This window comes from Chelativorans sp. ZYF759 (assembly GCF_012911015.1).
Classification (GTDB): domain Bacteria; phylum Pseudomonadota; class Alphaproteobacteria; order Rhizobiales; family Rhizobiaceae; genus ZYF759.
Window position 1 is genome coordinate 25,928 of sequence record NZ_WVVV01000018.1, and the last position, 14,212, is coordinate 40,139.

13 protein-coding genes are annotated in these 14,212 nt (G+C 66.7%); 9 read left to right on the forward strand and 4 right to left on the reverse strand.

The window, feature by feature from the left end; translation table 11 throughout:
• Positions 1–5: 5 nt before the first annotated feature.
• The 3 genes from GRZ55_RS20280 (at position 6) to GRZ55_RS20290 (ending at position 2,457) form a co-directional block, all read left to right on the forward strand.
• Positions 6–1,751, forward strand: a complete 1,746-nt coding sequence (locus GRZ55_RS20280; protein WP_169288783.1) for a metallophosphoesterase — start codon at positions 6–8, stop codon at positions 1,749–1,751.
• A gap of 71 nt (positions 1,752–1,822) precedes the next feature.
• Positions 1,823–2,071, forward strand: coding sequence for a type II toxin-antitoxin system VapB family antitoxin (locus GRZ55_RS20285; protein WP_169288784.1), 249 nt, complete (start codon positions 1,823–1,825; stop codon positions 2,069–2,071).
• A complete protein-coding gene (locus GRZ55_RS20290) occupies positions 2,068–2,457 on the forward strand; it encodes a type II toxin-antitoxin system VapC family toxin (protein WP_169288785.1) in 390 nt (129 codons plus the stop codon). Before GRZ55_RS20285 ends, GRZ55_RS20290 begins: the two co-directional genes overlap by 4 nt.
• 10 nt (positions 2,458–2,467) lie before the next feature.
• Here the strand turns inward: GRZ55_RS20290 and cueR are convergent, their stop codons facing one another.
• On the reverse strand, positions 2,468–2,863 hold the full coding sequence (gene cueR / locus GRZ55_RS20295; RefSeq protein ID WP_169288786.1) for a Cu(I)-responsive transcriptional regulator: 396 nt from the start codon (positions 2,861–2,863) through the stop codon (positions 2,468–2,470).
• 137 nt (positions 2,864–3,000) lie between these two features.
• Here cueR and GRZ55_RS20300 point away from each other — a divergent pair, with 137 nt between their 5' ends.
• Entirely contained in the window at positions 3,001–5,520 is a 2,520-nt protein-coding gene (locus tag GRZ55_RS20300; RefSeq protein ID WP_169288787.1) for a heavy metal translocating P-type ATPase, read from the forward strand.
• A 209-nt stretch (positions 5,521–5,729) separates the two neighbouring features.
• Here GRZ55_RS20300 and GRZ55_RS20305 read toward each other — a convergent pair whose 3' ends face one another.
• On the reverse strand, positions 5,730–6,341 hold the full coding sequence (locus GRZ55_RS20305; RefSeq protein WP_169288788.1) for a pyridoxamine 5'-phosphate oxidase family protein: 612 nt from the start codon (positions 6,339–6,341) through the stop codon (positions 5,730–5,732).
• A gap of 192 nt (positions 6,342–6,533) precedes the next feature.
• Between GRZ55_RS20305 and GRZ55_RS20310 the strand changes: the two genes are divergently transcribed.
• The 5 genes from GRZ55_RS20310 (at position 6,534) to ade (ending at position 12,355) form a co-directional block, all read left to right on the forward strand.
• Positions 6,534–7,532, forward strand: coding sequence for a TRAP transporter substrate-binding protein (locus GRZ55_RS20310; RefSeq protein ID WP_210257444.1), 999 nt, complete (start codon positions 6,534–6,536; stop codon positions 7,530–7,532).
• Positions 7,533–7,609: 77 nt separating this feature from the next.
• The gene (locus GRZ55_RS20315; RefSeq protein WP_169288789.1) at positions 7,610–8,122 is read left to right on the forward strand and encodes a TRAP transporter small permease; all 513 of its coding nucleotides are present in this window, start codon (positions 7,610–7,612) and stop codon (positions 8,120–8,122) included.
• A 3-nt stretch (positions 8,123–8,125) separates the two neighbouring features.
• Positions 8,126–9,409 (forward strand): TRAP transporter large permease, encoded by a 1,284-nt coding sequence (locus tag GRZ55_RS20320; protein ID WP_169288790.1) that lies wholly within the window; start codon positions 8,126–8,128, stop codon positions 9,407–9,409.
• 7 nt (positions 9,410–9,416) lie between these two features.
• A complete protein-coding gene (locus GRZ55_RS20325; RefSeq protein ID WP_169288791.1) occupies positions 9,417–10,559 on the forward strand; it encodes an FAD-dependent oxidoreductase in 1,143 nt (380 codons plus the stop codon).
• 71 nt (positions 10,560–10,630) lie between these two features.
• Positions 10,631–12,355, forward strand: a complete 1,725-nt coding sequence (gene ade, locus GRZ55_RS20330; RefSeq protein WP_169288792.1) for an adenine deaminase — start codon at positions 10,631–10,633, stop codon at positions 12,353–12,355.
• 23 nt (positions 12,356–12,378) lie between these two features.
• Here ade and GRZ55_RS20335 read toward each other — a convergent pair whose 3' ends face one another.
• Both GRZ55_RS20335 and GRZ55_RS20340 read right to left on the reverse strand, forming a co-directional pair.
• Positions 12,379–13,080 (reverse strand): orotate phosphoribosyltransferase, encoded by a 702-nt coding sequence (locus GRZ55_RS20335; RefSeq protein ID WP_169288793.1) that lies wholly within the window; start codon positions 13,078–13,080, stop codon positions 12,379–12,381.
• 119 nt (positions 13,081–13,199) lie between these two features.
• The gene (locus GRZ55_RS20340) at positions 13,200–14,039 is read right to left on the reverse strand and encodes a MurR/RpiR family transcriptional regulator (RefSeq protein WP_368856656.1); all 840 of its coding nucleotides are present in this window, start codon (positions 14,037–14,039) and stop codon (positions 13,200–13,202) included.
• Between the last annotated feature and the right edge of the window lie 173 nt (positions 14,040–14,212).

Below are 14,212 nucleotides of genomic sequence, written 5' to 3' on the forward strand. Positions count from 1 at the left end.
GGGGCATGAAGCCTGGCATTCCGCCCACGCCCCTGATCGATCCGCGCGCCGGCGACGTCGAGGACGACGTTTCCAGCCTGAAGGACCGTTCGCTGATCATGGTGGCCAGCACCATGCTGGTCGAGGTCAGTCTGCCCAAGCTCGTGATCTCCATCCTGTTCATGATCCTGCTTCCGGCCCTGCTGCTCGGGCTGGCGCCGTTGCTGGTGACTGCCTGGTTCTCCGTGCTACCGCGCGAAACCGCCGCCATCCTCGGCGGCACCGGCACGCTGGTACTGGTCGTGGTCGCGCCGGTGGTCGCCTGGTGGGGTGGGCCGTCGCTCTACCGCGCCTCGGAGCGCAGCTTCTGGTCGCTCAATTCGCTGGTGGTCCAGCCGGGCTATGCCATCGTGCGCGAGGCGCTGCGGCACCTGGCAGAGCGCTCGCTGACGCCGAATGCCGGGCCGCGCCGCCGCGCGCGGCTGCGCACCCTGGCGACGGCCGGGGCGGGGCTGGTGCTGTGCTGCCTGGCGGCCTGGATCGTGGCGGCCGCCTGGCCCAGCACGCGCTGGCTTGGGGTTCTGGCGGACATCGCCAATCCCCAGCGCCTTATCCTGCCCGCACTCGCCAACACGGCGGTGGTCATCGCCCTCTTCCTGGCGGGCGCCTCCGTGGTCTGGGCGATCGCGGATTCGACCATGGACCAGCCGCGCGATCTCGAGGCCTACGACACGCCCGAGGACGGCGCGCAGCGCTGGCGCGTGGCGCATCTCTCCGACCTGCACGCGGTTGGTGGCGCCTATGAGTTTCGGGTGGAGAGCGGACGGGCCGGGCCCCGCGGCAACGGCCGCATCGCCGAGGTGCTGGACGGGCTGGCCGCGCTCCATGAGGCCGAACCGCTCGATCTCGTCATCGTCAGCGGCGATTTGACCGATGCCGGGCGCTCGACCGAATGGGCGCAGATCATGGATGCGTTCGCGCGGCACCCCGCGCTGGTCGAACGCATGCTCATCCTGCCCGGCAACCACGATCTCAACGTCGTGGACCGCACCAATCCCGCGCGGCTCGAGATCCCCAACAGCGTCGGCAAGCGGCTGCGCCAGATGCGGATGCTGTCGGCCATGGAAGCGGTGCAGGGCAACCGCGTCCGGGTGATGGATCGCGCGCGGGGGCGGCCGGGCCAGACGCTGAGCGAGATGCTGGCCCCGCACCGCGAGATCATTCGCGAATTCGCCGATCGCGGCAGCCAGCGCCTTTCATGGCGGCTGGCGGAACTCTGGGACGACTGCTTTCCCATGGTCCTGCCGCCGCAGGTGCCGGGCGGCATGGGCGTCATCCTGCTCAATTCGAACGCCGAGACGCATTTCTCCTTCACCAACGCGCTCGGCCTGGTGCCCGCCATGCAGATCAACGATCTCAAGGATGCCGTGCGCCACTACCCCAAATCGCGCTGGATCGTGGCGCTGCACCACCATTTGGTCGAGTACCCGACGCCCGTGAAGAAATTCTCCGCACGCATCGGCACCGCGCTGATCAACGGCAGTTCATTCGTGCGGCTTTTGCAGCGTTTCGGCGGGCGCATGGTGGTCATGCATGGCCACCGCCACGTGGACTGGGTGGGGGAATCGGGCCGGGTGCGCATCGTCTCCGCGCCCTCGCCGGTCATGTCGCCGCCGGGGGCCGCCTGCTTCTACATCCACACGCTGGCGATGGGGCCGCGCAACCGGCTGGAGCTGGCGCGGCCGGAGCGCATCATCCTGCCGCGGGCATGACGCCCAGCTTGTATGACGGATCCAGGCATCTGATGGTAGAAGAGTGCCGTCTTTTCTAGAAAGGTACCGTCGTGAGCCTCAACATCAAGGATCCGGAAGCACATCGCCTGGCCAGCGCCATCGCGCGTGCAACGGGGCAGAGCATGACGCGGGTGGTGACCGAGGCGTTGCGTGAGCGTCTCGCACGCATCGAAGGCCGCAAACGCAAGGCAAGCGTGGAAGAATTGCTGGCAATCGCCGACCGTTCGGCCGCGCTCGTGAAGCGGCCCTATGTCGATCACGCTGAACTTCTCTACGACGAGAATGGTCTGCCGAAGTGATCATCGACACATCGGCAATGGTGGCGATCCTCTATCGCGAAGCCGAGGCCACCGCGTTTGCAAAGCTCATTCATGATGCCGACGAGTGCCGCATGAGCGTGGCGAATTACGTGGAGCTTTCGATGGTGATCGAGGGGCAGCTCGGGCACGACGGCACGCGCCAGGCCGAAGCCTTTTTCCGTCGGGCCGGAATCACCATCGAGCAGGTGACTGTCGAGCAGGGCGAACTGGCGCGCCAAGCCTTTCTCGATTTTGGCAAGGGCAGGCATGAAACGGGGCTGAACTTCGGCGACTGCTTTTCGTATGCGCTCGCCAAGGCCACCGGCGAACCCTTGTTGTTCAAGGGCAACGATTTCGCCCTGACCGACATAGTTCCAGCCGCCTGAGAGCAGTCGTTCAGGCGTCGGTGCGGCCGGCGAGGCCGTCGATGATGGGGCATTCCGGGCGGTCGTCGCCGTGGCAGCTGGCCACGAGGTGGGAGAGGGTCTTGCGCAGCCCCTTCAGCTCCTCGATCTTGCGGTCGATCTCGGTGAGTTTGGCCGAGGCCAGCGCCTTGACGTCGGAACTCTCGCGGCCGGAATTGCCGTAGAGCGAAAGGAGCTGCCGGCACTCCTCGACCGAAAAGCCGAGCCCGCGGGCGCGCTGCACGAAGCGCAGGCGGTGGACGTCCTCGCCGGAATAGTCGCGATAGCCGTTTTGCGCGCGGTCGGCCTTCAGGAGCCCGATTTCCTCGTAGTAGCGGATCGTCTTGGGAGGCAGGCCCGAGTGCCGGGCGGCGGCGCCGATGTTCATCTTCTTCGCTCCTGACGTAAACTGCACATATAGGTAAGCCTTCCAGTTACTGGAAGCTCAAGAGGGAATGCGGCCTTGACCTTCCAGTGACTGGAATCCCTATCTCTGCGGTCAAGTGCAACGGAAAGCGAGAGATCATGAACGCGCACAGCAAGATCCAGGACAAGGAGCGCTCCCTGCGTCTGCCCATCGAGGGCATGAGCTGCGCCTCATGCGTTCGCCGCGTGGAGACCGCCATCGCCGATGCCCCCGGTGTCACCTCGGCCTCGGTCAACCTCGCCACCGGCGCCGCGACGGTCGAACTGTCGCCCGGCGGCGAGCCGGCGGCGGTGATCGGCGCCATCCGCAAGGCCGGCTACGAAGTGCCGCTGCAGCGCTTCGAGCTGGGCATCGACGGCATGACCTGCGCCTCGTGCGTGGGGCGGGTCGAGCGCGCCATTGCCGCCGTGCCGGGTGTGGTCCGGGCGAATGTCAATCTGGCCACCGAACGCGCCTCTGTGGAGGCAATTTCAGGCGCCGAATTGGTGGGCGCCGTCGAGGCCGCGATCCGGTCGGCCGGCTACGAGCCGCGCCGCACAGACGCGGTCGCCGACGGGACGGACGCCCACCAGGACGCCAAGGATCGCGAACTCTCGGGCCTGAAGCGCGACCTCACCATCGCCGCCATCTTCACCCTGCCGCTTTTCGTGCTGGAGATGGGCTCGCATCTTTATGCGCCCATGCATCACTGGCTGATGAACGCGGTCGGCCACCAGACGCTCTACATCCTCTATTTCGGGCTTGCGACGGTGGTCCAGTTCGGCCCCGGCCTGCGCTTCTACCGCAAGGGTATTCCCACGCTCCTGCGCGGGGCGCCCGACATGAACGCACTGGTGCTGATCGGCACGAGCGCGGCCTGGTCCTATTCGGTCGTGGCGACCTTCCTGCCCGGCATCCTGCCGGCCGGCACGGCCAATGTCTATTTCGAGGCTTCCGCCGTCATCATCACGCTGGTGCTTCTCGGCCGCTACCTGGAAGCGCGCGCCAAGGGGCGCACCAGCGAGGCGATCAAGCGCCTGATCGGCCTCCAGCCCAAGACCGCGCGCGTCAGGCGCGGCGAGGAATGGGCCGATGTCGACATCGCGGCGGTTGTCGCCGGCGACGTCATCCAGGTGCGGCCGGGCGAAAGGCTGCCGGTCGATGGCGCGGTTCTGTCGGGCTCTTCCTATGTCGACGAGGCCATGATCTCGGGCGAGCCCGTCCCCGTCGCCAAGGGCGAGGGCGACGAGGTGGTGGGCGGCACGATCAACAAGACAGGCAGCTTCACCTACCGCGCCACCAAGATCGGCGCCGACACGCTGCTTGCCCGGATCATCCGCATGGTGGAGGAGGCACAGGGCTCCAAGCTGCCGATCCAGGCCATGGTCGACAAGGTGACCGCCTGGTTCGTGCCGGCCGTCATCGGTGCGGCGATCCTCACCTTCCTCGTCTGGCTCATCTTCGGGCCCGAGCCGGCGCTCACCTTCGGGCTGGTCAATGCGGTGGCCGTGCTCATCATCGCCTGCCCCTGCGCGATGGGGCTCGCCACCCCGACCTCGATCATGGTCGGCACCGGCCGCGCAGCCGAGATGGGCGTGCTGTTTCGCCATGGCGCCGCCCTGCAGACATTGCGCTCGGCCAGCGTCGTCGCCTTCGACAAGACCGGTACCTTGACCGAGGGGCGGCCCGAATTAACGGATATGGAACTGGCCGACGGTTTTGACCGCCAGACGGTTCTTGGCCTGGTCGCTTCGGCGGAAGCCCCGTCCGAACATCCCGTGGCAGAGGCCATCGTGCACGCCGCCGGGGCCGAAGGCCTGTCTCTCGCCGAGGCAGCCGATTTCCAGTCGATCACCGGGCACGGCGTGGAGGCAACGGTCGAGGGGCGCCGGGTCGCCGTCGGCGCAGACCGCCACATGGCCAGGCTCGGCATCGACGTGTCGGTCTTCGCCGACAGCGCGAGACGGCTGGGCGAGGAGGCCAAGACCCCTCTCTACGCGGCGATCGACGGCAGGCTTGCCGCCATCATCGCGGTTGCCGATCCGGTCAAGCCAGGTGCGGCGCAAGCTGTCCGTGCGCTGCATGATCTTGGCCTGCGCGTGGCCATGGTGACGGGCGACAATGCCCGCACCGCGCACGCCATCGCGCGGACACTCGGTATCGACGAGGTCGAGGCGGAGGTGTTGCCGGAGGGCAAGCTGGAAGCCGTGCGCCGGCTGAAGGACGGCGGGCGAACGGTCGCCTTCGTAGGTGACGGCATCAACGATGCGCCCGCCCTGTCGGAGGCCGATATCGGCATCGCCATCGGCACCGGCACCGATATCGCTATCGAGAGCGCCGACGTGGTGCTGATGTCGGGCGATGTAGCGGGCGTGATCAGGGCGGTCGCGATCTCCCGCGCCACCATCCGCAACATCAGGCAGAACCTGTTCTGGGCCTTCGCCTACAACACCGCGCTGATACCGGTCGCCGCCGGGCTGCTCTGGCCCGCTTTCGGCATCCTCCTGTCACCCATGCTGGCGGCCGGCGCCATGGCGATGTCGAGCGTGTTCGTGGTCGGCAACGCGTTGCGGCTGAGGAGCGTGCGGGTGGGSGGGGRGGGGCCTGAGGTGAGGGAAAAGGCGGCGCCGGCGGAGTGATTGTTGGGCGGCGCGTGGGTCGCTCGTCTCGGTAAGATGCGCCCTATCAGAGACGCCCCCTCCACCGCCTTCGGCGGTCCCCCTCCCCCGCTTCGCAGGGGAGGATATGCCGTCCCGGCCGTCTGCGCCCTCACTCCTCCCCCGTTTACGGGGGAGGGGGACCGCCGAAGGCGGTGGAGGGGGCGCTTGTGGGGGGACTACCTGCGCCGCTACCACATGGTCTTTTCCGCCCGCGCCGGCCATTCGGCGTCATAGGCCGCGCCGTCGATCTTCAGCTGGCTGGTCGCCGACAGGATCTGGCCCGGGGTCGGCAGGTTCGCCGGGTCGGTCCAGCTTTCCGGCTCCCACAGCCGGGCACGCCTGATGGCGCGCGCGCACTGGAAATAGACCTGCGTGACGGTGACGATCATCACCGATCGCGCCGGCTTGCCCTCGACCGCCATTGCCTCGCAGAGGCTCTTGTCGACCGAGAGATAGGCGATGCCGTTGACCCTGAGCGTCGTGCCCGAACCGGGCAGCAGGAAAAGAAGCCCCACGCGCCCGTCAAGCACCACATTGCGCAGCGAGTCGGCGCGGTTGTTGCCGTGACGGTCCGGGATCATCAGCGTGCGCTCGTCACGGATGCGCACGAACCCGGCCAGATCGCCGCGCGGCGAGCAGTCGAGCCCGTCCGGTCCCGAGGTGGCGAGCGCAAGGAAGGTCGAGGCCTCGATCAGCGCGGCATATTCGGGAATGATCCGGTCCGTCTCCTTGACCAGGGCGGCTTCGCCGGGCTGGCCGTAGAGCGCTTCCAACTCGGCTATGGTGGTGATGGTCGTCATCGTGTTCGGCCTCTCGCATCCCGGCGCCATCCATCCTGCCGGCCGCACGACAATGCCACCTCGCCGCGACCCGCAAAAGACCGGAATTGGCTTTACCTGCCTATCACCTCTGCCTATGGTCCTGCGCCTCGCAGAGACGGATGTGAAGAGCCTCTGCCGGTTCAAGAACAGGTTCATGGGAGTGAGACGAAGATGATGCAATTCAAGATGGCACCTGCGCGCTGGATGGTCGCCTCGGCGGTCGCCGTATCGCTGATGGGCTCGGCAAGCGCATTGGCGCAGACCGAGGTCAAGCTTGGCTACGCGCTGTCGGAAACCTCGCATTACGGCGTCGCCGCCGCCAAGTGGCAGGAAGAGGTCGAGGCCAACACGGATGGCCGCTTCGTGTTCCGCCATTTCCCGAATTCCGGCCTGGGCGGCGAGCGCGAAGTCGTTGAAGGCGTGCAGATCGGCACCGTCGAGGCGACGATCGTCTCGTCCGGCACGCTGTCGAATTTCGTGCCCGAGGCCGGTGTTGCCGACATCCCCTTCCTGTTCCGCAATCTGGAGCATGCCCGCAACGTGATGGACGGCGAAGTCGGCCAGGAAATCCTGGCCAAGTTCGACGATGTCGGCCTGGTCGCGCTGGCCTGGGGCGAGCAGGGCTTCCGCCACATCACCAACAATCGCGGCCCGATCGACGAGCCGGGCGACATGGCGGGCCTGAAGCTGCGCACCATGGAAAATCCCGTCCACATCACCGCCTTCGAGACGCTGGGCGCGGCACCGACGCCGATGGCCTGGCCGGAAGTGATCGGCGCGCTGCAGCAGGGCACGATCGACGGGCAGGAGAACCCGCTCTCGGTCATCACCTCGGCCAATCTGGCCGAAGTCCAGCGTCACCTCACGCTGTCGGGTCACGTCTATTCCCCGGCCATGCTGCTCGTGTCCCGCCAGCTCTGGGACGGCATGTCGGAAGAAGACCAGCAGATATTCTCCGATGCGGCGGCCGAGGCCGTCATTGCCATGCGCGCCTTCGTCGACGATGTCGAACAGCGCGGCGTGGACCAGCTGCGCGAGGCCGGCATGGAGGTCGGCGAACTTTCCGACGAGCAAAAGGCCGTCTTCCAGGAGGCGCTCGCCTCTGCCTACGAGCAGTATTACGGCCAGTATGGCCAGGACCTGATCGAGCAGATCATCGCCACCGAATAGGCGGCGCTTCATCGCGATCGGCCGGCGCGGCGGAGACCGCGCCGGCCGATCGGGAACTCCATTAAGCGGGTGAAGCCGTGCAGACCTTCGAACGCTGGTTCGTCGAGGCCAACAAATGGGCGCTGATCCTGCTTCTGAGCGGGATGTCGGTGGTCGTCTTCACCAATGTCAGCCTGCGCTATCTGACCAATTTCTCCATCACCTGGGCCGAGGAAGTCGCGCGCTACTCGATGATCTGGATGACCTTCCTGGGGGCGGGGCTGGCGCTGCGCTATGGCGGCCACGTCGCCATCACGAACCTGCAGGACATGCTGACCGGACGGGCGGCCATCGCCCTGCGCGCGGCCATCATGCTTCTCATCCTGGTCTTCTGCGCGATCATGGTGTGGATCGGCTACGACTACATGCAGCGCATGCGCTTCCAGCTGACGCCCGCCACGCGCCTGCCCTTCAGCTACATCTACGCGGCCATTCCCGTGGGTTTCATGCTGCTGATCGTCCATCTGCTCCTGATCCTGCGCAGCTTCGTGATGCGTGGCGAGTATCGCGATGCCGATGCGCTCGACGATCGCGCGACTCTGTCGGGCTGAGCCATGGTCGCGATCCTCTTCGTCTCCTTTTTCGTGCTTCTCTTCATCGGCGTGCCGGTCGCCTTCTCGCTCGCGATCTCGGCCTGGCTGTCGGTGGTGCTTGGCTCCAGCTATCCGCAGCTGGTCGTGGTCAAGGAGATGTTTTCGGGCCTCGACAGCTTTCCGCTGATGGCGGTGCCGTTCTTCATCCTGGCCGCCGAACTGATGACGGGCGGCGCGCTGACCCATGTGCTTCTGCGTTTCGCCTCGCAATTCGTCGGCCATCTGCGCGGCGGGCTGGGCTACGCCAATGTGCTGTCTTCGACCATGTTCGCCGGCATTTCCGGCTCCGCGCTGGCCGATGCGGCGGGGCCGGGCCAGATGATGGTCCGCATGATGGAGAAGGGCGGCTACGACCGCGCCTATGCCGGCGCGCTGACGGCCTCGGCGGCGGTGATCGGCCCGATCATCCCGCCCTCCATCATCATGATCCTTTATGCCATGCAGGACGACCGGGTATCGGTCGGCCAGCTCTTCATGGCCGGCATCATCCCGGGCCTCATCATCGGCAGCGCCATGGCGGCTACCAACTGGTACGTCTCGCGCAAGCGCAACTATCGCAGCGACGAGGCCCSCCCGCCCGCCCGCGAGATGCTGCGCAACACGGTGCACGCCATTCCCGCGCTGATGCTGCTGGTCATCATCATCGGCGGCATCCGCAGCGGGGTGTTCACCCCGACGGAGGCCTCCGTCGTGGCGGTCTTCTACGCGCTTGTCTGCGGCATGGCGGTCTACCGCACGCTGAAGCTGCGCGACCTGCCCGGCATCATCCTGCGCGCCGCCCTCGTCAGCACGGCGGTGCTGCTGATCCTGGGCGCGGCACGGGCCTTTGCCTGGATCCTGATCATCGAGGGCGTGCCGCAGATGCTGGCCGGCACCGTGGCGGGCTGGAATCTGAGCCCGATCGTCTTCCTGCTGTCCATCAACGTGCTCCTGCTGGTCTTCGGCCTGTTCATGGACCCGCTGCCCGGCGTCATGATCCTCGTGCCGATCCTTGCGCCCATCGCCGTGGCCCTCGGTATCGACCCGATCCATTTCGCCATCGTGGTCATCGTCAATCTGACCATTGGCCTGATCACCCCACCCGTCGGCAGCCTGCTTTTCGTGGTCTCCTCGGTGGTCAAGCTGAGGGTGTCGGAACTGACGCGCGAGATGCCCCCCTTCTTCCTCGCGCATGTTCTCGTGCTCCTGCTCCTGACCTTCGTGCCGGCGCTGTCGACCTGGCTGCCGCGCGCCAGCGGCTTCTGACCGCCGGATGGAGACGAGGGACATCGTCCTCGTGGGTGGCGGGCATGCCCATGTCCATGTCATGCGCGCGCTGGCCGGCGAGCTGCCGCCCGGCTGGCGCGTCACGCTGGTCTCGCCGGGCCGCCTGACGCCCTATTCCGGCATGCTGCCGGGCTTCATCGCGGGCATCTATTCGCTGGACGACGCCCATATCGATCTCGAATGGCTGGCGGACGAAACCGGCACGCGGTTTCGCCAGGCGCGCGCGGCAGGCATCGACCGCGACAAGCGCCTCCTCATCACCGATGACGGCGAGAAACTGCCCTATGATCTCCTGTCGCTCGATGTCGGCATCACCCCGGCCCTCGATGCCATTCCGGGCGCGGCGGAGCACGGGATTGCGGTCAAGCCGATCGGAGATTTCGTGCGCAAATACGATGCGTTGCTGGCGGCAGCCCTGCGCGCCGACGGTCCGCGGCGCATCGCCGTGGTGGGCGGTGGCGCGGGCGGGGTGGAACTGCTTCTGTCGCTGCATGGCCGGCTTGCCCGCATGGCGAAGGGGGCAGGGCTCGCGCCGGCGCGTTTTTCCTTTGCGCTGGTCACGTCGGGCAAGCTGCTCGCCACCCATAATGGGCGCGTGCAGGACGCCTTCCGCCGCGACCTGGCGGGCAAGGGCATCGCGCTACACGAGGACGCGCGCGTCACGGCCATCGAGGCGGACGGACTTCGCCTGGGCGAAGGCGCTTTCGTGGCAGCAGACGCGGTGCTGGTAACGACGCAGGCTCGGGCGCCGGACTGGTTCGCCGCAACGGGACTGGCGCTGGACGAGAAGGGTTTTCTCGCCGTCGGCCCGACCTTGCAGAGCCTGAACGACGCCCGCATTTTCGCCGCCGGCGACTGTGCCGCGCTGGTCGAGACCCCGCGCGAGAAGGCCGGCGTCTATGCGGTGCGTGCGGGCCCGCCGCTGGCGCATAACCTGATCGCCGTGGCGGGTGGAAAGGCGCCGCAGCCCTGGCATCCGCAGAAACGGCATCTGGCGCTGATTTCGACCGGCGAGAAATACGCCGTCGCCTCGCGCGGCGCCTTCAAGGCCGAAGGTGGGTGGCTGTGGCGCCTGAAGGACTGGATCGACCGGCGCTGGATGGACCGCTACCGCAAAGCGGGCCGATGAAAGGTCGAGGCTGGACTCGGGCGAGAGATTGAATTCTGCTGCCGCATGAAATGCAAATCAGGATTCCGACCATGACCGCCGACACCTCCCCGAAAGCCCAGGCCCGCCTCAAGCGCATGATCGACCAGGGCGCCGGCAAGGAGCCCGCCGACCTGGTGCTGAAAGGCGGGCGCTTCTTCGACCTGATCTCGGGCGAGATCGTGGCAAGCGACATCGCCATCTGCGAGGACCGCATCGTCGGCACGCGCGAGGAATATCGCGGCCAACGCGAGATCGACATTTCGGGCGCGATCGTCGTGCCCGGCTTCATCGACACGCATCTGCACATCGAATCCTCGCTGGTCACCCCGCATGAATTCGACCGCTGCGTTCTGCCGCGCGGCATCACCACCGCGATCTGCGATCCGCACGAGATCTCCAACGTGATCGGCGCCGAGGGCATACGGTACTTCCTCGACAGCGCGGCCGAGACCATCATGGACATCCGCGTCAATCTGTCGAGCTGCGTGCCGGCGACCGAGCTCGAGACGGCGGGCGCCCGGCTCGACATCGACGACCTGCTGCCGTTTGCCGACCATGAGAGGGTGATCGGGCTGGCCGAGTTCATGAATTTCCCCGGCGTGCTGGCCGGCGATCCGGTGTGCCTCGCCAAGCTCGCCGCCTTCCAGGGACGCCATATCGACGGCCACGTGCCGCTCTTGCGTGGACTGGGCCTCAACGGCTATCTCGCCGCCGGCATCTCGACCGATCACGAGACGACGAGCGCCGACGAGGCGCTGGAGAAACTCGCCAAGGGCATGCACATCCTGGTGCGCGAGGGTTCGGTGTCGAAGGATCTGGAGGCGCTGATCCCGATCATCACCGAGCGCAACTCGCCCTTCATCGCGCTGTGCACCGACGACCGCAACCCGCTCGACATCGCCGAATACGGCCATCTCGACCACATGATCCGCACCGCCATCGCGCGCGGGGTCGAGCCGCTGGCGGTCTATCGCGCGGCGAGCGTGTCGGCGGCCCGCATCTTCGGGCTTGCCGATCGCGGGCTGGTGGCGCCCGGCAAGCGGGCCGACCTCGTGGTGCTGGATTCGCTGGAATCCTGCCGCGCGCAGAGGGTGTTTTCCGCCGGCCGCGAGGTGACGGACGAGCTATTCGCCACCCGCCGAGACGTGGCGCCGGTCGGGCGCAACAGCGTCAAGGCGCCGAAGGTGGAGGCGGGAAGTTTCACCGTGCGCGCCGGCAATGACGAGGCCCATGTGATCGGCGTCGTGCCCGGCCGCATCATCACCGAGCATCTGCGTCACGCGCTGCCCGTCGCGGACGGTCAGTTCAAGCCGGATCTCGACGCCGACATCATCAAGGTGGCGGTCGTCGAGCGGCACGGCAAGAACGGCAACATCGCGACCGGCTTCGTGAAGGGGTTCGGGCTGAAGCGCGGGGCGATCGCCTCGACCGTCGGCCATGACAGCCACAATATCTGCTGCGTGGGCACCGGCGAGGCCGACATGGCGGTGGCCGTCAACCGGCTGGGCGAGATCGAGGGCGGTTTCGTGGTGGCGCAAGGCGGCAAGGTGGTGGCGGAACTGCCCCTGCCGGTGGCCGGGCTGATCAGCCTGGAGAGCTACGAGGGCGTGCGCGACCGGCTGACGGAATTGCGCAAGGCGGCCTTCGCGCTGGGCGCGACGCTGGAAGAGCCCTTTCTCCAGATCGCCTTCCTGCCGCTGCCGGTGATCCCGCATCTGAAGATCTCCGACAAGGGCATGGTCGACGTCGACCGCTTTGAGATCATCGAGACGTAGGGGAGGCGCGCCCTCCATCTCGCCTATTGCTCTTTCTTGAGCTCCGAAATCCCGCCATTCCTAGCCGACCATTCGAGCGGGGAATTGAGGAAGGCCTCGACCTCGGCCAGCGTCTCGGGCGAGAAGCGCTGATCCTTCTTGCAGACCGCCAGCACGTCCCACCAGGTGGCCAGATGATGGAGCCGCATGCCGGCATCGAGCAGCCGCTGCGGGGCGTCGGGGAAGATGTCGTAGTAGAAGACGGCGAAGGTGTCGGTCACCTCGGCGCCCGCCGCGCGGATGGCTTCGGCGAACTTGATCTTGCTGCCGCCATCGGTGGTCAGGTCCTCGACCAGAAGCACGCGCGCGCCTTCCTTCAACTCGCCCTCGATCTGCGCGTTGCGCCCGAAACCTTTTGGCTTCTTGCGCACATAGAGCATGGGCAGCGCCATCTTGTCGGACAGCCAGGCCGCGAATGGGATGCCGGCCGTCTCGCCGCCGGCCACCGCGTCGAACTGCTCGAAGCCGACCTTGCGGAAGATCACGGAGGCCGCGAAATCCATCAGCGCGGAGCGGATGCGCGGATAGGAGATGAGCTTGCGGCAGTCGATATAGACCGGGCTCGCGAGGCCGGAGGTGAAGGTATAGGGCTCGTCGGAGCGGAAATGCACGGCCTCGATCTCGAGCAGCATGCGCGCCACGGTTTCGGAGATAACCGCTCGGTCCGGAAAGGTGTTGGAAAACATTGGCTCGTCCGCTCCTTGCGCCATCCTGAGATGTCATGCCCTAGCAGCATGCAAACAGCAGAGAAAGAAGCCGGGCCCACAATCCGGTGGAACACCGGGCGATTGTGGCGGCGAAACGCTCAGCGGCCGCGACGGAAGAACTCGGTGCGTTCGTAGAGCTCTTCCATCCTTGTGAGGCGGGTGCGCGTCTCCTCCCAGTTGCGGCTCTGCACCGCCGCCAGAAGCGCCTCCACCACGAAGAGCAGCGAGACGTTGGAATCCCACGCCGACGGCACCTCGATATGGCAGGGGACGAGATGGTTCGCGTGGGCCGCAGCCGGCGAGATCCACCGGTCGGTGATCAGAACCACTTCCGCGCCGCGCTCGCGGGCAAGCTCGGCGACCGTCAGCACGGAGGTCTCGTAGCGGCGGATGTCGAAGATCACGACCACGTCGCCCCTGCCCATGTTGAGCAGCGCCGGCGGCCAGGCGTTGGACATGTCGGACAAAAGCGAGACGCCCTCGCGCATCACGGTCAGCACCGAGCAGAAATAGTCGGCCATGGCATGGGTGATGCGCCCGCCCATCATGTAGATGCGGCGGTTCGGGTCGGCCAGCAGATCGGCGACCGCATCGAAGCCGGCATGGTCGAGCTGGCCGAGCGTGGCTTCCAGATTGTCCACGACGGTTGCCGCAAACCGGTTGAGGATGTGCTCGTCGGGCGCGCTGGCGGCCCATTTGTCGCGCTTGGCGAGCGGCGAAGCGAGCTTTTCGCCCACCTCCTCGCGTACCAGCGCCTGGAATTCGGGATAGCCGCTGAAGCCGAGCTTCTGGATCAGCCGCACGACCGTGGGACCGGAGACGCCGGCTGCGCGCGCCAGCGCGGTCAGCGACCCCAGCACGGCCACCGGAAAGGCGTTCAGCATGTGCGCGGCAAGCTGGCGCTCGGCCCGCGTCAGATCGGGCAGGGCCGCGCGAATGCGGTCTTCCGTGGTGGCGGGCGGTCGCCGCGACCGCTGACCCTTTCCTGCCACGCGATGTTCCTCCTGAGGCTTCTGTCGGATTTGTAACAGAAGTTTTCACTCTGGAAAATTCTTGACAACTTCCCGTACGACATTGAGGCTGTAGGCCTTCGGATTTCCATGAGGATGCC

Bases quoted from the DNA above. Each gene is read 5' to 3' on its own strand.
- GRZ55_RS20280 (WP_169288783.1), top strand. From the start codon at position 6: ATGAAGCCTGGCATTCCGCCCACGCCCCTGATCGATCCGCGCGCCGGC.
- GRZ55_RS20325 (WP_169288791.1), top strand. From the start codon at position 9,417: ATGGAGACGAGGGACATCGTCCTCGTGGGTGGCGGGCATGCCCATGTC.
- cueR (WP_169288786.1), bottom strand. From the start codon at position 2,863: ATGAACATCGGCGCCGCCGCCCGGCACTCGGGCCTGCCTCCCAAGACG.
- GRZ55_RS20305 (WP_169288788.1), bottom strand. From the start codon at position 6,341: ATGACGACCATCACCACCATAGCCGAGTTGGAAGCGCTCTACGGCCAG.
- ade (WP_169288792.1), top strand. From the start codon at position 10,631: ATGACCGCCGACACCTCCCCGAAAGCCCAGGCCCGCCTCAAGCGCATG.
- GRZ55_RS20335 (WP_169288793.1), bottom strand. From the start codon at position 13,080: ATGTTTTCCAACACCTTTCCGGACCGAGCGGTTATCTCCGAAACCGTG.
- GRZ55_RS20310 (WP_210257444.1), top strand. From the start codon at position 6,534: ATGATGCAATTCAAGATGGCACCTGCGCGCTGGATGGTCGCCTCGGCG.